Source organism: Mycobacterium sp. 5-140-3-2 (assembly GCF_035666375.1).
In the GTDB taxonomy this organism is placed as follows: Bacteria; Actinomycetota; Actinomycetes; order Mycobacteriales; family Mycobacteriaceae; genus Mycobacterium; species Mycobacterium intracellulare.
Map to the genome: position 1 here is coordinate 5,021,840 of NZ_CP142025.1, position 18,060 is coordinate 5,039,899.

At 66.4% G+C, this 18,060-nt stretch carries 15 protein-coding genes and 1 riboswitch; of the genes, 10 read left to right on the forward strand and 5 right to left on the reverse strand.

Features of this window, described 5'->3' with window-relative positions; genetic code table 11:
• Positions 1-77: 77 nt before the first annotated feature.
• Positions 78-188: riboswitch (TPP riboswitch) on the forward strand.
• The 5 genes from thiC (at position 180) to P6281_RS23585 (ending at position 4,695) form a co-directional block, all read left to right on the forward strand.
• Positions 180-1,820: a phosphomethylpyrimidine synthase ThiC gene (thiC, locus tag P6281_RS23565; protein WP_008261381.1), complete on the forward strand. Its 1,641-nt coding sequence runs from the start codon at positions 180-182 to the stop codon at positions 1,818-1,820. It overlaps the preceding riboswitch by 9 nt.
• Positions 1,821-1,857: 37 nt before the next feature.
• A complete protein-coding gene (gene thiD, locus P6281_RS23570) occupies positions 1,858-2,685 on the forward strand; it encodes a bifunctional hydroxymethylpyrimidine kinase/phosphomethylpyrimidine kinase (protein ID WP_008261386.1) in 828 nt (275 codons plus the stop codon).
• Positions 2,685-3,320: an alpha/beta hydrolase family protein gene (locus P6281_RS23575; RefSeq protein ID WP_008261389.1), complete on the forward strand. Its 636-nt coding sequence runs from the start codon at positions 2,685-2,687 to the stop codon at positions 3,318-3,320. The genes thiD and P6281_RS23575 overlap by 1 nt, the downstream gene beginning before the upstream one ends.
• Positions 3,321-3,366: 46 nt before the next feature.
• The gene (locus P6281_RS23580) at positions 3,367-3,801 is read left to right on the forward strand and encodes a MarR family winged helix-turn-helix transcriptional regulator (RefSeq protein ID WP_008261391.1); all 435 of its coding nucleotides are present in this window, start codon (positions 3,367-3,369) and stop codon (positions 3,799-3,801) included.
• 18 nt (positions 3,802-3,819) lie between these two features.
• Positions 3,820-4,695 (forward strand): LLM class F420-dependent oxidoreductase, encoded by an 876-nt coding sequence (locus P6281_RS23585; protein WP_008261393.1) that lies wholly within the window; start codon positions 3,820-3,822, stop codon positions 4,693-4,695.
• A gap of 16 nt (positions 4,696-4,711) precedes the next feature.
• Here P6281_RS23585 and P6281_RS23590 read toward each other — a convergent pair whose 3' ends face one another.
• Positions 4,712-6,160: a peptidase gene (locus P6281_RS23590; protein WP_008261395.1), complete on the reverse strand. Its 1,449-nt coding sequence runs from the start codon at positions 6,158-6,160 to the stop codon at positions 4,712-4,714.
• Between the two features lie 277 nt (positions 6,161-6,437).
• On the opposite strand from P6281_RS23590, the gene P6281_RS23595 reads away from it, so the two are divergent.
• From P6281_RS23595 to P6281_RS23615, 5 genes are all read left to right on the forward strand, one after another.
• Positions 6,438-7,868: a serine hydrolase domain-containing protein gene (locus tag P6281_RS23595; RefSeq protein ID WP_236595415.1), complete on the forward strand. Its 1,431-nt coding sequence runs from the start codon at positions 6,438-6,440 to the stop codon at positions 7,866-7,868.
• Between the two features lie 64 nt (positions 7,869-7,932).
• Entirely contained in the window at positions 7,933-8,832 is a 900-nt protein-coding gene (locus P6281_RS23600) for a class I SAM-dependent methyltransferase (RefSeq protein WP_014943017.1), read from the forward strand.
• A 62-nt stretch (positions 8,833-8,894) separates the two neighbouring features.
• Positions 8,895-10,151 (forward strand): HNH endonuclease signature motif containing protein, encoded by a 1,257-nt coding sequence (locus tag P6281_RS23605; protein ID WP_324738537.1) that lies wholly within the window; start codon positions 8,895-8,897, stop codon positions 10,149-10,151.
• Between the two features lie 402 nt (positions 10,152-10,553).
• Positions 10,554-11,477, forward strand: coding sequence for a class I SAM-dependent methyltransferase (locus P6281_RS23610; RefSeq protein WP_089152281.1), 924 nt, complete (start codon positions 10,554-10,556; stop codon positions 11,475-11,477).
• Positions 11,478-11,502: 25 nt separating this feature from the next.
• Positions 11,503-12,723 (forward strand): peptidoglycan DD-metalloendopeptidase family protein, encoded by a 1,221-nt coding sequence (locus tag P6281_RS23615; RefSeq protein ID WP_089152282.1) that lies wholly within the window; start codon positions 11,503-11,505, stop codon positions 12,721-12,723.
• On the opposite strand, the gene P6281_RS23620 is transcribed toward P6281_RS23615, so the two are convergent.
• From P6281_RS23620 to P6281_RS23635, 4 genes are all read right to left on the reverse strand, one after another.
• Positions 12,707-13,741 carry a hypothetical protein gene (locus tag P6281_RS23620; RefSeq protein WP_231117590.1) on the reverse strand — a complete coding sequence of 345 codons (1,035 nt, stop codon included), beginning with the start codon at positions 13,739-13,741 and terminating at the stop codon, positions 12,707-12,709. The two genes, P6281_RS23615 and P6281_RS23620, sit on opposite strands and share 17 nt — an antisense overlap.
• Positions 13,742-13,886: 145 nt before the next feature.
• Positions 13,887-14,870: an NAD-dependent epimerase/dehydratase family protein gene (locus P6281_RS23625; RefSeq protein ID WP_014383387.1), complete on the reverse strand. Its 984-nt coding sequence runs from the start codon at positions 14,868-14,870 to the stop codon at positions 13,887-13,889.
• Positions 14,871-15,082: 212 nt separating this feature from the next.
• On the reverse strand, positions 15,083-16,555 hold the full coding sequence (locus P6281_RS23630) for a M28 family peptidase (protein WP_202284518.1): 1,473 nt from the start codon (positions 16,553-16,555) through the stop codon (positions 15,083-15,085).
• Positions 16,552-18,036 carry a M28 family metallopeptidase gene (locus P6281_RS23635; protein WP_014383389.1) on the reverse strand — a complete coding sequence of 495 codons (1,485 nt, stop codon included), beginning with the start codon at positions 18,034-18,036 and terminating at the stop codon, positions 16,552-16,554. Before P6281_RS23635 ends, P6281_RS23630 begins: the two co-directional genes overlap by 4 nt.
• Positions 18,037-18,060 lie beyond the last annotated feature (24 nt).

The following is an 18,060-nucleotide window of genomic DNA, read 5'->3' on the forward strand; positions in this document are numbered from 1 at the left end:
CCTCGGCTACCGCCCCGGAAGATGGGCCGTCGCCCTGCCATGTGTTCCGGGGTGGGGGTAACGTCGCGTGCGGACCCATCCATCAACGCGGGAGCGCATGCCGAGTGCGCTGAGAGGACGGCTCGGGGCCGTCGACCGTACGAACCTGACCGGGTAATGCCGGCGTAGGGAGATGAAAAATGACCGAGACCCTATCGGGAACCGCTGCACCCTCCGTGACCACCGGCCCGATTGCGGGCAGCCACAAGATCTATCGCGATGTCGCCGGCGGGCGGGTTCCGTTCCGCCGGGTGGACCTGTCCAATGGCGATCACTTCGATCTCTATGACACTTCGGGCCCCTACACCGATCCGGACGCGACGATCGACCTGGCGGCCGGGCTGCCGGCGCGGCCGGGTGTGGTTCGCGACCGCGGCACTCAGTTGCAGCGCGCCCGCGCGGGCGAGATCACCGCGGAGATGGCGTTCATCGCCGCGCGCGAGGGCATGCCCGCCGAGCTGGTGCGCGACGAGGTCGCCCGGGGGCGCGCGGTGATCCCGGCCAATCACAACCACCCCGAGATCGAGCCGATGATCATCGGCAAGGCGTTTGCGACCAAGGTCAACGCGAACATCGGCAACTCGGCGGTGACGTCCTCGATCGCCGAGGAGGTCGACAAGATGGTGTGGGCCACCCGGTGGGGCGCGGACACCATCATGGACTTGTCCACCGGCAAGAACATCCACGAAACCCGCGAGTGGATCATGCGCAACTCGCCGGTGCCGGTGGGGACCGTGCCGATCTACCAGGCGCTGGAAAAGGTCAAGGGGGATCCGACCGAGCTGACGTGGGAGATCTACCGCGACACCGTGATCGAGCAGTGCGAGCAGGGCGTGGACTACATGACGGTGCACGCCGGTGTGCTGCTGCGCTACGTGCCGCTGACCGCCAAGCGCGTCACCGGCATCGTGTCGCGCGGTGGCTCGATCATGGCCGCCTGGTGCCTGGCGCATCACCGGGAGTCGTTCCTGTACACCAACTTCGAGGAATTGTGCGAGATCTTCGCCCGCTACGACGTCACCTTCTCCCTCGGTGACGGGCTGCGGCCGGGCTCGATCGCCGACGCCAACGACGCCGCGCAGTTCGCCGAGCTGCGCACCCTCGGTGAGCTGACCAAGATCGCGAAATCCCATGGCGTGCAGGTGATGATCGAGGGCCCGGGCCACGTCCCGATGCACAAGATCGTCGAGAACGTGCGGCTGGAAGAGGAGTGGTGCGAGGAGGCCCCGTTCTACACGCTGGGCCCGCTGGCCACCGATATCGCCCCGGCGTATGACCACATCACCTCGGCGATCGGCGCGGCGATCATCGCCCAGGCCGGCACCGCGATGCTGTGCTATGTGACGCCCAAGGAGCACCTGGGGCTGCCGGACCGCAAGGACGTCAAGGATGGGGTGATTGCCTACAAGATCGCCGCCCACGCCGGCGACCTGGCCAAGGGGCATCCGCACGCCCAGGAGCGCGACAACGCATTGAGCCAGGCGCGCTTCGAGTTTCGCTGGAACGACCAGTTCGCCCTGTCGCTGGATCCCGACACCGCGCGGGAGTACCACGACGAGACGCTGCCCGCCGAACCCGCCAAGACCGCGCACTTCTGCTCGATGTGCGGGCCGAAGTTCTGCTCGATGCGCATCACCGCAGATGTGCGGGCGTACGCGGCGGAACACGGCCTGGACAGCGAGGAAGCGATCGAGGCGGTCATGTCCGAGGGCATGGCGGAGAAGTCTCGCGAGTTCGCCGAGCACGGCAACCGGGTGTATCTGCCGCTGGCACAGCAGTGACCGCAAGGGCGGCCGCGGCGCGCCACCATCTGGCGCAGTGACGTTCCTTCCGGTTCCGCCGCCGGGCACGACGCCCCTGCGGGTGTTGTCGATCGCCGGGTCGGACTCCGGGGGCGGCGCGGGCATCCAAGCCGATATGCGCACCATGGCGCTGTTGGGTGTGCATGCTTGCGTCGCCGTGACCGCGGTGACCGTGCAGAACACCGTGGGAGTCAAGAGCTTTCACGAGATTCCCGACGACGTCGTCGCCGGCCAGATCGAGGCCGTGGTCGGCGACATCGGCATCCAGGCCGCCAAGACCGGGATGCTCGCGTCGCCACGCATCATCGACACCGTCGCCACCACGTGGCGCCGGCTCGGACTGACCGTCCCGCTCGTCGTCGACCCGGTGGCGGCCTCCATGCACGGCGACGCGCTCATGGCGCCGGCGGCCCTGGATTCGCTTCGGAATCAATTGTTTCCGTTGGCCACGCTGGTGACGCCGAACCTTGACGAAGTAAGGCTACTGGTGGACATCGACGTCGTGGACCCGGCGTCGCAGCGGGCGGCGGCCAAGGCCCTGCATGCGCTCGGCCCGCAGTGGGTGTTGGTCAAGGGCGGCCACCTGCGCTCGTCGGACCACAGCTGTGACCTGCTCTATGACGGCACCTCCTACCACGAGTTCGACGCGGAGCGGATCGCGACCGGCAACGACCACGGCGGCGGGGACACCCTCGCCAGCGCGGCGGCTTGCGCACTCGCGCACGGCCTCACCGTGCCGGAAGCGGTCGGTTTCGGGAAGCGGTGGGTCACTGAATCTCTGCGTGCCTCCTATCCCCTGGGCCACGGCCACGGCCCCGTCTCGCCGCTGTTTAGGCTGTCATGATGGCTCGCCCCCTCGATCAGATCGCGGGCATCGTGCACGAACCGGACGATGCAAGTCGCCCAGAAGGGGTCGTGGTTCTGACCCACGGCGCCGGTGGCAATCGGGATTCTCCACTGCTGCAACAGGTTTGCGACGAATGGGCCCAACGGGGCTGGCTGGCGGTGCGCTATAACCTGCCCTACCGCCGCCGGCGCCCCACCGGGCCGCCATCCGGGTCGGCCGCCACCGATCGCGCCGGCATCGTCGAGGCGATCACGGTGTGCCGCGACCTCGCCCCCGGGCCGCTGATCGCCGGCGGGCATTCCTACGGCGGCCGGCAGACATCCATGGTGGTTGCCGCCGGCGAGGCCCCGGTGGACGTGCTGACGCTGTTCTCCTACCCGCTGCACCCGCCGGGCAAGCCGGAGCGCCTGCGCACCGAGCATCTGCCCGACATCACGGTGCCGACGGTGTTCACCCACGGAACCTCGGATCCCTTCGGCACGCCCGACGAGCTGCGCACCGCGGCCGCGCTGATCGGCGGAACGACCGCCGTCGTCGAGATCGCCAGCGCCCGACACGATCTGCGGTCCAAGACGCTGAACGTCCCGGCCCTGGCCGTGGATGCCGCGCTACAGCTGCTCGGACGGGAATAGACAGTCCGAACTGGACAGTTTTGGCTGTCTAATTTAGAGTGGTGCCGTGGATGGCATCAGCGACTCCGCGGCAGCGGCGGCACGCGATATCCGGGTGGTGTTCAGCAGGCTGCGGCGCCGGTTGAAGGACATCGCGGTCGACGGTTTGACACCGTCGCAGACGGCGGTGCTCACGCGGCTTTGGAAGGAGGGGCCGTCGTCGGCCAGCGCATTGGCCGGCGCGGAACAGGTGCGTCCCCAGTCGATGGCCACCATCCTGGCCGGATTGGGGCAGCGGGGGCTCATCGAACGCTCCCCGGACCCGAATGATGGTCGGCGACAGGTGGTCTCGCTGACCCCGGCGGGGAGAAAGCGCGCCGAGAGCGACCGTCGGGCCCGGGAGGAATGGCTGGCCCGGACCATCCAGGAGCGCTACACCGAGGCGGAGCGGCGCGTCATCGTCGACGCGCTGTCGCTACTCGAGCGCTTGACCGAACACTGAGAAAGGGGCGTCATCGCAATGGAATTGGGATTGCATTTCATCGACTTTCTACCCGGAGACCCGGCGCGACTGGGCCCGACGCTGGCCGACGCGGCCAAGGCCGCCGAGCAGGGCGGCGCCACGTTGTTCACCCTGGCCGATCACTTCTTCCAGATGGAAGAGCTTGGCCCAGCGCAGGACCCGTTCCTCGAGGGCTACACGTCGCTGGGGTTCTTGGCCGCCCAGACCGCCACGATCGACCTGACCCTGCTGGTCACCGGGGTCACCTACCGCCACCCGGGCGTGTTGGCCAAAACGGTCACCACCCTGGACGTGTTGTCGCAGGGCCGATCGATGCTGGGGCTGGGTGCGGCCTGGTACGAGCGCGAGCACACCGCGCTGGGCATTCCGTATCCGCCGCTGAGCGCGCGCTTCGAAATGCTCGAGGAGACGTTGCAGATCTGCCGGCAGATGTGGAGTGACGACGACGGCCCGTATGAAGGCGCGCACTATCGGCTGGCCGAGACGATCTGTGTGCCGCAACCGATTCGGCGTCCCCCGATCCTGATCGGCGGGGATGGCGAGAAGAAGACGCTGCGCCTGGTCGCGCAGTATGCCAACATCTGGAACAGCATGTCGAATGACGTCGAGGAGCTCGAGCACAAAATCGACGTGTTGCACCGGCACTGCGACGCGGTGGGCAGGAACCCCGCCGACATTCGTAAGACGTCCGGCGGTCTCGCGACGACGGACCCGTTCGAGAACATCGACGAGTACCTGAAGACCGTGGAACGCTACGCCAGGCTCGGTGTGGACATGATCAATGTCGGCCCGCTGCCGGGCAACCCGGACCCGGTCGGGTTCGTCCGCCGCCTGGGTGACGAGGTGATTCCCCGGCTGGCCGAAATAGGCTGATCCGCGGGGTCTTTCGTTATCCCGGATAACGGGAATAACACGCGTCCGCGTTGCCGGTCACGCCGCCACGGAACGCGGCGATGCGGGTGAAGCCGGCGGGGACGCTGGTGCCGTCCGCGTCGCTGGCCACCAGGTGATTGGTGAGCAGCCCGGCGACCGCTTCGTCGAGATCGCCGGCGGTGAGCTGCAATTGGTTGTGCGAGGGCAGCTCGATGGGTTCGGCCATCTTGCGGTGCACCACGCCGGTCAGGCATGCGGTGCGCAGCGCGGTCCACGGGCTCTGCATCGGCAGGCCGCGTTCATGCTGCACCGCCAGTGCGTATCTCGACATCACGAGGGACAGGGCCGTGTCGTCGCCTTGCGGCAGGGACTGTTCGCTCTCGTCGGCGACCCTGCCCATGACGGCAAGCTTGGGCAGGTCGACCGCGATGGTGTTGGTGCCCGGACAGTAGGACGCCGGTGGGGTGGGTTTGGCGTCCGGGCAATTGGCGGGCTGGTAGGACAGCACCGGCGGATTGGCCGGGGCGAAGATCTTGCCCAGCAGTTCCATCAGGGTCGACAGGGTGTCCTGGTTGATCGGGACCTCGCCGGTCTCCGGCGTTCCGGTGCTGAAGTCGACCCGCAGGGCGTTCGGCAGATCGCCGCGGCGCTGCTCGATCTCCCTGCGGTCGATCGCCGCGCACGCCGAGGCGCCGGTGAGGAAACCCATTTGGAAGGCGCTGATCCGGTCCAGGGCCGAGCCGTGTGCGTCGTCGTTTTCGGCCTCGCTGTCCATCACCGGGTCACGCGTGGTGATGATTCCGGCCAGCACGTGGTCGAGGCCGTCGGCGGTGCTCAGCGTGAAGCGCGGCGATTTGCCGTCGGCGACCCAGAACAGATAGACGCCGGCGAAGCAGTCGGCCTGCTGTTCGTGGACGATGGTCGGGTCCCGTCTGGTCACCAGCTTCGCCATCTGCTGCAACGCGTGCCCGAATTCGTGGGCGAGCACGCCGGTAACGGACATGTCGCCGAAGTACTTTTGCGCGACGGGCATGAACACGCCGCGGTCCCAGGCGATCAGGTTGCAGCGCGACGTGTAGAAGGCGTTGACGAGCTTGTAGGTGTCGTTGTGGCACACGATCGGGCTGCTCGGGTCGTTGGAGTCGTAGGACACCATCTTGCTGACGGGAGCGAAGGTGCCCTTGAGCGATCGGCTGTACGCCGACTGCCAGTAGTCCTCGATGTCGTTGACCGAGAGCAACGCCAACCTGTCGATGGGGCCGTTGTCGGTGTTGAGCACCTTGCCGGTGGGGCTGGGTGCGTTCGAGCGGATCCCGCTGGGCCCGTTGGTCGCGGGCAGCCCGCCCACCAGGAACGGGTCGTTGAGCATCGACAGCGCGCGCCCGTCGACGAATGTCGTGCAGCCGGCCACCACCAGCACCGCCGCCGCCCAGACCAGTGCCGACCTGAGCGCATGGCTATTCATGACCAACCTCATCCCGACCGGCGACACGGCAGCACCAAGGGGACTCATTCTAGAGGTGCCGACTGTCCGCGGCGGGCGAAATCGAGAGACCCAGCAAACCCCGGCAGGACGCGGCTGCGCTAGAAAGGCGGTGGCTCGCCGTCGCCTTCGGCTGACGGCTCGGCGTGTCGAAGGCCTCGCGATGGTTACGTAAGCCCGGCTATATTGACGGTCATGTGGACGGTGCCACTGAAGGCCAAAGACACCACAAAGCCATTCGGATCGACCGCCGCGCGAAATCGCCGCTGCAGTGGTTGAAACCGCTCAGCGCGCGGACCTTGGCGTGGCGTTCGACGAACTCGATGCCAAGATCAACGCCGGCATGGACGCCTACGCGATTCCGGGCGTCGCGGTTGCTATCTGGGTCGACGGCCAAGAATTCGTCAAGGGCTACGGGGTCACCAATGTCGACCATCCGTTGCCCGTCAACGGCGACACGGTCTTCCGAATCGGTTCCACCACAAAGACGTTCACAGGAACCGCGATGATGCGCCTGGTCGAGCAGGGCAAGGTAGACCTGGATTCACCCGTGCGCCGCTACATCCACGACTTCGCGGTGGCCGACGAGTCGGTCGGCGCCACGGTGACCGTCCGTCAGCTGCTCAATCACACCGGGGGCTGGGATGGCCGCAACGGCCAGGACTTTGGGCGTGGCGATGACGCGGTGGCGCGCTACGTCGACGCGATGACACACTTACCGCAGCTGACGGCTCCGGGAACCGCGTTCGCGTACAACAATTCGGGTCTCGTGGTGGCGGGGCGCATCATCGAGCTTGTCACGGGAACAACCTACGAGTCCGCCGTGCAGAAGCTGGTACTTGATCCGCTGCAGCTGGCCCACACCCACTACTTCTCCGACCAGATCATCGGTCTGAATGTGGCGGCGCCGCACGCCGTGGTCGGCGGAAGACCCATTGTCGAAAGCGAGTTTTGGGCTTTTCCACGCAGCTGCAATCCCACCGGTGGGTTGATGTCCACGGCGCGAGATCAGCTGCGCTACGCGCGGTTCCACCTCGGCGACGGCAGCGCGCCGAACGGCGAGCAGATTCTGAGCCGACGGTCGCTGGAGGCAATGCGCTCGAACCCGGGCGCGGGCGGAACGCTTTGGGTCGAGCTGACCGGGATGGGGGTGACCTGGATGCTGCGGCCGTCCGCGGAGAATGTGACCATCGTCGAGCACGGCGGTACCTGGAAGGGGCAACGTTCCGGTTTCTTCATGGTGCCCGATCGCAACTTCGCCATGACCGTACTCACCAACTCCGACGGCGGATTTCATCTGATCAACGACCTTTTCGCCCGCGACTGGGCGTTGCGAAGATTCGCAGGAATCAGCAACCTGCCCGCCGCACCGCAACGCCTCGGCCCCGCCGACCTGGCACCCTACGAGGGCCGGTACGTCGCCGGGCAAGTCTCGCAAAATGGCAGTTTCGAGCAAACGGTCATCGAATTCCGGGCGAGGGACGGCCAGCTCGCCGGAACCCTGACTGATGCCAACCCGGACGGCCCGGATACCACCGAATTGGGGCTCGCCTTTTACCGGCCCGATTACGGGATCGACATCGGACCCGACGGCGAACCCACCGGCAGTCGGTCCAACTTCGTCCGCGGGCCGGACGGCAACATCGCCTGGTTCTGCACCCTGCATGGGCGCCTGTTCCGACGCCAATAGCACCGCACCGATGAATCCACCCAACGCAGACAGCCGACGACGAGGCCACGGCTAAGGTGGCCTGATGCCGCGCACCGACGACGACAGCTGGGATCTGGCGTCGAGCGTCGGCGTCACCGCGACGATTGTCGCGGCCGGGCGCGCGATGGCCACCAAGGATCCGCGCGGTTTGATCAACGATCCGTTCGCCGAACCTCTGGTCCGTGCGGTGGGATTGGATCTGTTCACCAAGCTGATGGACGGCGAGCTCGACATGTCGGCGATCGCCGATGTCTCACCGGCCGTGGCCCGGGCGATGGTCGACGGAAACGCGGTCCGCACGAAGTACTTTGACGACTACGTCCTCAACGCCACCGGCCGGGGGATTCGACAGGTGGTGATCCTCGCGTCCGGGTTGGACACCCGGGCCTACCGTCTGCCGTGGCCGACCGGGGCGGTGGTGTACGAGATCGACCAACCACAAGTGATGGAGTTCAAGGCGACGACCTTGGCCGGCCTCGGCGCCCGATCGTTGACGACGCTGCGCGCCGTGTCCGTCGACTTGCGCGCGGATTGGCCGACGGCGGTGCGCGCCGCCGGCCTTGACTCGGCGGCACCGACGGCGTGGCTGGCCGAGGGGTTACTGATGTATCTGAGGCCAGAAGACCAGGACCGGCTGTTCGACAACATCACGGCACTCAGCGCGTCAGGAAGCAGGGTAGCCACCGAATTCGTCACCAGCATCGTGGATTTCGACGCCGAGCGAGCGCGGACGATCTCCAACCCGTTCCGCGACCATGGCGTCGACATCGACCTGGCTTCCTTGGTCTACACCGGCCAGCGCAACCACGCCCTCGACTACCTCGGCGCCAAGGGCTGGCAGCTCGAAGGTGTGCCGCTGGCAGAACTGTTCCGGCGCAGCGGCCTCGATGCGCCCGCTCCAGACGACGACGACACCCTCTTCATCAGCGGCGCTCTGGCCTGACTTGGCTCACGTATCGGGATTGGCGGCCCGGTGTTGTCGGTGGTCGCTGTGATGATGTGGTCATGTCGTCGATCGCATCTGCTGAGGCCGTGGTGGTCACTGCGAGTGACCGCCTTGAGGTGCTGTTCGGGGAGTTGGCGGAGTTGGCGAGTCAGCGCAATGCGATCGACGGGCGCATCGTGGAGATCGTCGCCGAGATTGATCGTGACCAATTGTGCGGTGTGACCGGGGCGCGCTCGGTGCCGGCGTTGGTGGCCTGGAAGTTGGGGTGTTCGTCGGCCAACGCGCACACGCTGGCCGCGATCGCGGCCCGGCTCGAGGAGTTTCCCCGCTGCACCGCCGGCATGCGAGAGGGTCGCCTGTCGGCCGATCAGGTCGGGGTGATCGCCGCACACGCAGGCGAGGGATCTGATGAGCATTACGCGCAGCTGGCCGCGGTCGCCACGGTGAACCAGTTGCGTACCGCGGTCAAGCTGGAACCGCGACCGCAACCCGAACCTCGCCCCGATCCTGGGCCCGAGCGTTCGATCACCACGACCACCGACGAGGCGGGCAGCTGTTACCGGATCAAACTTCCGCACCACGACGCGGCGAAGTTCGACGCCGCTTTGGCGTCTCATCGTGATGCGCTGATCGCCGAGTGGAAGCGCGACCACGACAATGGCGAGCACGCCGGTGCTCAGGTGCCGCCGTTGCCTACCACCGCCGACGCGTTTATGCGCCTGGTCGAGGCGGGCTGGGACGCCGAGGCCACCCGCCGCCCGCATGGCCAGCACACCACCGTCGTGGCACACCTCGACATCGAGCAGCGCGTCGCCGCGCTGCATCTGGGTCCGCTGCTGCCCGATGCCGAACGCCGCTACCTGACCTGTGATGCCACCTGTGAGGTCTGGTTCGAGCGCCACGGCGAGGTCATCGGTGCCGGCCGGACCACGCGGGTGATCAATCGGCGGCTGCGCCGCGCGCTCGAGCACCGTGACACCATGTGCGCGGTGCCCGGTTGTGGGGCCACCCGTGGTTTGCACGCCCACCACATCCGGCACTGGGAAGACGGCGGCCCCACCGAGTTGGCCAACCTGGTGCTGGTCTGCCCCTATCACCACCGATTGCACCACCGCGGCCTGATCACCATCACCGGACCCGCAGACGCTCTCGTGGTCACCGGCGACGACGGCCAAATCCTGAACCCGGGATCACTGGCACACCCACCCACCCGACCCCCGCCCGCGGTGCCGCCCTGCCCCGGTCCTACCGGGGAACGCGCCCAGTGGTGGTGGTATGACCCCTTCCAACCCCAACCACCACCGACAAACAACTAGCCCGTTCAGTGCTGGCGATCAAACAGGCTGGGACATAACGGGATTCGTTCACACCACCCGGCCGCCTAGCTCGTCGTGCACCTCATCAGCATCCACGGTCAGCGTGCGCGCCAATGTGGTGGTTGTCGACCTGCGTTTGTTGGCGCCGGTTCGCGTTGGCGCGATTGCAGACTCCCGATATCCGGGATCCCACATATCCCGGAGGTTCGCGAGCAGGGCGGCGCCCCTTGCCAATCGGTCCAGTCGCCCTCGGCTCATTGAGTTTCGGGCGAATAGCGCCACCCAACACCTCGTTTGTATGCGATTCTTTGGCCAGAGTGGTGCGGAACGGCGGAGGAAAAGGTTCGGATTGGTCGACGAATTCCCGGGGGTGGCGGCGCGAGCGAAAAGGGAGGATTGGCGGTGCGGAGAGACGACGATAGCTGGGATCTGACCAGCCATGTCGGCGCAACCGCAACGCTGGTGGCCGCAGGCCGTGCCAGAGCCACCAATTCGGCCGAGCCGTTGATCGAGGACCCGTTCGCCGAACCGTTGGTCCGCGCGGTGGGTATCGAATTCCTCATCAGATGGGCCACCGGAGAGCTCCGCGCGTCCGACGTCGACGATCCCGAGGCGGCGTGGGGTCTACAGCGAATGACAACCGAGTTGGTGGCCCGCACCCGCTACTTCGATCAGTTCCTCGCCGACGCCACTGCCACCGGAATCCGACAGGCGGTGATCCTGGCGTCCGGCCTGGACACGCGCGGCTACCGACTGTCGTGGCCGCCCGGGATGACGGTGTACGAGATCGATCAACCGGATGTGCTGCAATTCAAGGCCGAAACCCTGGCACAGCTGTGCGCCGAGCCGACGGCACATCTGCGGATGGTGCAGGCCGACCTGCGCCACGACTGGCCGGCCGCGCTGCTGCGTAGCGGATTCGACCCGGCGCAACCGACCGCCTGGATCGCCGAAGGACTGTTCGGTTATCTGCCCCCGGAAGCCCAGGATCGCCTGCTGGACAATGTCACCCATCTCAGCGCGCCGGGAAGCCAGATGGCCATGGAGACGTTCGTGGGATCGTCGGAACTGGACTCCCAGCGGGTCGAAGAGATCATCCGCGGTGCGACTCGCAGCTGGCGCGACCATGGATTCCATCTCGACATCTGGTCGCTGAACTATTCCGGGGCCCGCAGCGACGTTTCCGACTACCTCGACAACCACGGTTGGCGCTCGGTGGGGACCACGGCCGCGCAGCTGCTGGCCGATCACGGCCTGCCCGCGATGCCCGGCAATCACCGCCCGCCTTCCGACAAGCCCAGCTACTACATTTCGGTTCTCGCGTGATAGACGCGACGTAGAGGACAGCAGGATGCGGATTCTGGCGGTAACGCGCGCCCACAATGCCGGGGAAACCTTGGCCGATACCTTGGACTCGCTGGCCGCCTTCAGCGACGAGATCTACGCGATCGACGACCGCAGCACCGACGAGACCGCCGCGATTCTCGCGAACCATCCCGCGGTCACCAATGTTGTTCGCGCCCGGGCGGATCTACCGTCCACGCCATGGTTGATCCCCGAGTCCACCGGCCTGGATCTGCTCTACCGGATGGCCGATTTCTGTCGCCCGGACTGGATGGTGATGGTCGACGCCGACTGGGTTTTCCAGATCGACGTCGACATCCGTGAAGTGCTTGCCCGGACACCGGAGGACGTGGCGGCGCTGATGTGTCCGATGGTTTCCCGCTGGGATGACCCCGACTACCCGGACATGGTGCCGGTGATGGGCACCGCCGAGGCGCTGCGCGGGCCGTTTTGGCGTTGGTACCCGGGCCTGTATGCGGGCTCCAAGTTGATGCACAATTCGCACTGGCCGGCCAACATCACCGACCACGGCCGGATAGGGCGGCTGGACGGAATCCGCTTGACGCACAACGGCTGGTCGACGCTGGAGGAACGGATCGCACGCGTCAGGCACTACATGCGGCTGGATCCCGATTTTCGGCACAACTTCGGTGTGGCCTATGACCGATCCCTGCTGTTCGGCTACGCACTCGACGAGGTCGACCTCCTCAAAGCGGACTACCGGCGGCGGGTGCGTGGCGACTTCGACCGGACCGAGCCGGGGGCGCGCCTGCCGATCGAGGCGGAGCCACGCGCGATCGGGCGCGGATACGGACCCCGCGCGGACGGTTTCCATCCCGGGGTCGACTTCGCCGCTGACCCCGGTAGCCCGATCTACGCAGTCATATCCGGAACTGTTTGCCGCACAGGCGAAGTCGATCACCTTTGCTCGGTGACCATCTCGGACGGCGACTCCGAAATCCGCTACGTGTTTCGGCCAGGTGGCGCCACGCACATCGCGGTCGGTGATCGAATCAATGCGGGAACCCAAATCGGCAGCATCGGCGCGGAAGGTCAATCAGCCGACGGCTACCTGCATTTCGAGACGCGGGTTCGGGGCGCACACGTCAATCCGCTGCGCTTTCTGGGCAACATGGGCCTGCGGCCCTGGCCGCCGCCGGGGCGGCTGCGCGCGGTATCGGGCAACTACCCGCCCGCCACACCGTGCACAATCACCGCCGACGGGTAGCGGTGAGTTGGGCGGCCTCGACGCGTTCCAGCAGGCTGCGGCCGGCCCGGATCGTCGAGCGGACCTCCTGCAGCAGTTTGGCGGGGTGCTGCAGGTCCATGTCGTGCAGTCCTTCGTAGCGGTCGATGCCGAAGCCCACCGTCTCGATGCCAATTCCGAACGGCAGGGTCAGAGTTCGCAGCGCGTCAAAGTTCTGATAGGGGACGAACGGCTGACCGGTCACCAGTAGGCAACTCGATCGCTGCATATCCAGGCTCCGCGCGGTAAAGGTGAAGGTATCCGCGGAGGTGGCGCGGCGGTTGTTGGGGTCCGGCGACGGCGCCTCGAGCAGTGTGATGGGTAGCCCGACGTCGTTGCTGTCTTCACTGAAGCGCCAGACCATCTGGCCCCGATGCGGGTCGCCGACTCGCTGCCGCCCATGCCGTACCGCTTCGCGGGTATCCACCCCGAACGCGTCGGTCGCAGCGGCCGCCAACAACTCGAATTCGGTACGCGCGCCCGGCGCGCAGGACGCGGCCGCGTCGTGTTCGGACGGCAATAGCTGCCGAGAAGCGGCGGCCAGCACGATATGACCGACGCGATTCTCGGCGGCCAGATTCCGCGCCCACCGGGCCCGAAGCATGTTCGAGTAGCGTCCGGTGCCGATCACCAGCATGTAGTCGAACGTTGCGTCAGTGCGCCGTGATTCGTCGGTAAGGCCAAGCTGTTGCGCCAGCGTCGTGATCGTGTCGAGTTGCCGGTCCGGCAGGTCCAGGCGCGGGATCATCCACCGCGCCCCGCCGTCGGCGTCTTGGCACCGCACCTGCTGTCCGCCCCGACGCGCCCTCGCATGGCCCCGGTAATCCCATACCTCACTGAACTCGTCCAGGGCGGCCAACCGGGCTGCCAGGTTGGCGTGCCGCGGGAAAACTCCGCCGAACATCGCAACCAGCTGCGCCAGCGCGTCATGCGCACTCCACGCGTCGACCTCCTGGCGCAGCGACGTCAAAAACTCACCATCAAACTCGCCGCCACGCATCGACACTTCAGCCGGACTGTTCACTTCAAGGTCCTTGCTCCGCGAACACGTAACACCGAGCCATTTGTGGGATGGAAGCTTTCACCAGCCTAACGGCGATGTGCTGGGCAAGATGCACTTTTTGAAAGATCGGTAATCGCCGGACTCATAGGGGCGACAAGACGCCGCTGACCCCGTCTTGTTGGTACGAGTATTGTGGCTGATCCTTGGCCCATTGGATGTAGCGGTCGATGCCTTCCCAGATACCGACTTCGGGCTTGAATCCGAGGCTTTTCGCGAAGTCGATGTTGGCGGGGAAACGAGCGACTTCGCCGGCGCGTGCTTCGCGACGTTCGATTTTGGCGTCGAACTTTCCGGCGACATATTCGACGATGTCTTTCACCCGTGTGTTTATGCCGCTCGCGAAATTGATCGCCCGTCCACGAAGCGCGCTGTTTTCCAATACCAGGGTGTATGCGCGCACGATATCGCTGACGTACAGGTAGTCGCGCGTTGCCGAACCGTCGCCGAAGATCGTCAGGTTTTCGCCGTTGATGGCCTGCCGGACGAGTCGTGGAATCAGCGCACCGAAGCGCCCGGTTTTCTGGCGCACCCCGAAGATGTTGAATGGCCGAACGATCGTGACGTCAAGCCCATAGGAGCGGTAGTAGGAGTAGCACAACCGATCCGCCGCCGCCTTGGAGGCGCCGTAGGGGCTGTTCGGTTTGAGCTCAGCTGTCTCGTCGAGAAGCTCGCCGTCCCGCAGATTGTGTCCGTCGCCGTACACTTCGCAGGTTGACACGTAGATCAACCGGTTCTTATAGCGCCTTACCGCCTCGAGCACGCGGTAGGTACCCATGACGTTGGTTTCGAGAAAGCTCTCTGGATCACCCAAAGACTGGTCCACGTTGATATTGGCGGCCAGATGAAAAACGACGTGGTGCTCCCGCACCGCGCGATGGACAGTTTCGCCGTCGGTCACCGAGCCGGAGATAAATGCCGCTCGCGGGTGCGAACGAAAGTCATTGGTGTTTCGGTTCGCGCTCTTCGACGACGTATTCAGGACGGTGACCCAATGCCCGTCGGCCAGTAGCGACTCGCATAGATGGCTTCCCTGAAAGCCTGCGCCCCCCGTGACAAGTATTTCCATCTGGTTCGTCCCTCGCCTGCTACTGGTAGGGCGAGAGCTTAATCGATACGCGCGGGCTCGGTGGGCGATCCGGCTTGATAGTGGAAGCTCTTATGTTCTCAGGAAAGGAGTTCGATGATTCTGCTGCTGGGATCGCGGACGCCTGCTAAACTCCCGCGAGCGATATAGCGCTTGGCGCAGCGCATTATTTTGCAGTGTCCGACAAAACGCCCCTACGGCATTCGGGTGCGATGCCTCTTGTCGTGTGACGGCACGCCGTTGACCCCGCCGATGGACTCGGCGTAGCTGCCGACCGCGAAACCGACGCCAGAACCCATGATCCCCAAGGCTTCCCGGTTGATGTTGTCGACGGTGTCGCGCGGGCTCTGGAAGTTCGGATCGAACGGCACGCCGGCCTGGCCGCCCCACAAGCGCGCCTGCACGGTGGTCTTCGTCTGGGAGGAACCGGTCGTCAGCCCGCCGATCGGCACGCCCGCGACCATGAAGGGGTGGTAGTCGGCCCGGGAATTCAGCGGCATGTCCGCGGGACGCTTGCCGGCCAGGTTCAGATAGCCGGCCAGCGTGCGCTCGATGCCCGCCGAGCCTTCGGGGACGTCCGCGGCGAAGACTCCGGGTCCGGGCGGGCCGGATTGATCGCCGTCGTCGGTGAAGAAGCCCGCGTTGGGCGAGCCCAGCATGGTGAAGTTCAGATAGAGCGCGATGTCGTTGAGCTGCTCACGGTCCATGCCGAACACGTAATCCATGACCCCGTTCAGCCCCTCGGCTTCGGCGCCCCAGAACACGAACCGCACGGCGTTGTTCACCGGGGCCAGCGGTCCCAGCTGACGCGCCGTCTCGAGCACCGCGGCGACCCCGGAGCCGTCGTCGTTGATGCCGGGTCCGGCGCGTGAACCGTCGAGCTGCGCACCCACCACGACGACGTCGTGCGGAGAACCGGTCTTGGTCTGTGCCACGACATTTCGGGAGGTGATCTTGGTGTTGACGGCGTCGAGCACCAGGCGGATCGGTGCGGTCACACCGGTCAGCGCGGAGGCGCCGTACGGGTTGACGACGGCAACCGGCACGGTCAGCTGCTTGAAATAACCGGGACTGAACAACGTGGGCGGCGCCCCTCGCCCGGTGGGGGCGCTCAGCACGATGAGCCCGCTCGCCCCCTTGGCCAGCGCGGCGTTCTGCTTGTCAACGACCGAGCAGCGGGTGTCGTCGACGACGGCGATCGCGCCCTTGGGCATCGCGGCCGGGTAGTCGTGGGCGGCGCAACCCGATGGCTGTGCCGGCCGGATCGGTTGCCCCGTCAGGCCGCCGGGCGGCGTTTGCACCAGCAGCGAGGCCTGGTCGACGGGATAGGTGCGGCCCGCGACGGTCAGCGACGGCTTACCCATCGACACGGTGTACAACCGGTCGAACTGCGGCGTCTGCACGTCAAACCCCTTGTCGCGCAGCGCTTTGGCGACGTAGTCCACGCTGGCGTTGAAGCCCGGCGTGCCGTCCGCGCGGTTGCCGCCGTTGGCGTTGGCGATGTCCTGCAGGGCGCGCAGGTGGGTGACCATGCCCTCGACGGTGATCTTTTTGGCGAGGCCGTGCCCGAGGTCGGGTGTCGCGGCGTGCGGGGCGGGCCGCGTCGACGAACACCCGGCCACGAGCGCCGCGATCAGCAACAGCGTTGCACCCCAGCGGGGATTCATGACTTGGCGAGGACGTGCCGGACGCGGTCTTCCATCGCCGGGACCCCGTTGTGTCCGCTGAGGTCCTGTGCGTAGAACCCGAGCGCGTAGGCCACCCCGCCGCCGTTGATTCCCAGCGCGGTGCGGTCGATGTGGTCGAGGGTGTCGCCTTTTTGGTGGTAGTTGGGGTCGAACGGTTGGTCCGCCGTCCCGCCCCACAGCTTGGCCTGGTCCGCGGACATCTTCCCCTCGGCGCCGGAGAACAGGCCGCCGGCGGGGATGCCCGCCAGGGTGAATCCGTCGTAGTCGGACCGGCCGTCGAAGGAGGTGTCCTGCGCGGTCTTGCCGGCCGACTTCAGGTAAGCGACCAGCGTGCGCTCGATGCCGGCCGAGCCTTCGGGGACCACCGGCTTGCCGCGGGCGTCCATGGGCAGCGATTGGTCCCCGTCGTAGGTGAAATAGCCGGGGTTCGGCGATGCCAGCATGTCGAAGTTGAGGTAGAGCGCAATGTTTTTGAGCGCGGCCAGGTCCAGCGACTCGACGTAGTTCCGCGACCCGATGAGCCCGAGTTCCTCCGCACCCCAGAAGCCGAATCGCAGCTTGTTGTGCACCGGCGGCGAACTGCCCAGCCGCACAGCGGTTTCCAGCACCGCCGCCACTCCCGATCCGTTGTCGTTGATCCCGGGCCCCTCGGGCACGCTGTCCAGGTGCGCCCCCGCCATCACCACGTTGGCGTCCGAACCGGTCTTGGTCTGTGCGATCACGTTGCGGGCCTTGAAGCTTTGCGCGCTGGCATCGAGCTTGATCGTGGTGGGCCCCGGCAGGCCGCGCAGCTGCACCCCGGTGGATTTCGTCACGCTGAGCACCGGGATCTTCACCTCGGTGGTCGGCCCGAGCGTGCCGCCCATCTGTTCTTCGTCGACGTTGTCGGCGATGATCATCGCCACGGCCCCGCGCTGCGCCGCGGCGTCTTCCTTCTGAGCGAACGGGCAGGTGCCGCGATCGACGAGCACCACCGCGCCCCGCACCGGGAGATCGCCGTAGTCGGCGGCCGCACAGCCCAAGCTGTTCGCCGGCGCGGCGACCAGCGGCCCGCTCACCCCGCCCGGGGGGGTTCCCAGGCTGAAGTCCAGCGCGCGCGCCTCCACCGGCCTGCCGCCGACGGTCAGCTCCGGCTTCTCGGCATGGAACACTCGCGCCGAGAACTCGGGCGTCTGCACGTCAAAACCGCTGTCTCGCAAGGTATTAACCACATAGTCCACACTGGCTTCATAGCCGGGGGTCCCCACCGCCCTGGTGCCGTTGTTTGCGTTGGCGATGTCTTGCAGCTTGGACAGGTGGGCCATCATGGCGTCGGTCGTCACCTTGCCCTTCAGCGCGGACGCGAACTCGGCCGCACCCGTCGTTTGCTCCGAGCCGGACCGGTGGGAGCAACCGGTCGAGAATGCGGTCAGGGCGATCACGGCGAGCGCCGCCGGCAACGTCGCGAGTTTGTTCACCATCGCGCCCAGGTTAGACCGCGGTCC

Coding starts and splice junctions, on each gene's coding strand:
- P6281_RS23615 (WP_089152282.1), top strand. CDS start 11,503: ATGCGGATTCTGGCGGTAACGCGCGCCCACAATGCCGGGGAAACCTTG.
- P6281_RS23635 (WP_014383389.1), bottom strand. CDS start 18,036: ATGGTGAACAAACTCGCGACGTTGCCGGCGGCGCTCGCCGTGATCGCC.
- P6281_RS23620 (WP_231117590.1), bottom strand. CDS start 13,741: ATGCGTGGCGGCGAGTTTGATGGTGAGTTTTTGACGTCGCTGCGCCAG.
- P6281_RS23575 (WP_008261389.1), top strand. CDS start 2,685: ATGGCTCGCCCCCTCGATCAGATCGCGGGCATCGTGCACGAACCGGAC.
- thiC (WP_008261381.1), top strand. CDS start 180: ATGACCGAGACCCTATCGGGAACCGCTGCACCCTCCGTGACCACCGGC.
- P6281_RS23605 (WP_324738537.1), top strand. CDS start 8,895: ATGTCGTCGATCGCATCTGCTGAGGCCGTGGTGGTCACTGCGAGTGAC.
- P6281_RS23585 (WP_008261393.1), top strand. CDS start 3,820: ATGGAATTGGGATTGCATTTCATCGACTTTCTACCCGGAGACCCGGCG.
- P6281_RS23590 (WP_008261395.1), bottom strand. CDS start 6,160: ATGAATAGCCATGCGCTCAGGTCGGCACTGGTCTGGGCGGCGGCGGTG.
- P6281_RS23600 (WP_014943017.1), top strand. CDS start 7,933: ATGCCGCGCACCGACGACGACAGCTGGGATCTGGCGTCGAGCGTCGGC.
- P6281_RS23625 (WP_014383387.1), bottom strand. CDS start 14,870: ATGGAAATACTTGTCACGGGGGGCGCAGGCTTTCAGGGAAGCCATCTA.
- P6281_RS23630 (WP_202284518.1), bottom strand. CDS start 16,555: ATGAATCCCCGCTGGGGTGCAACGCTGTTGCTGATCGCGGCGCTCGTG.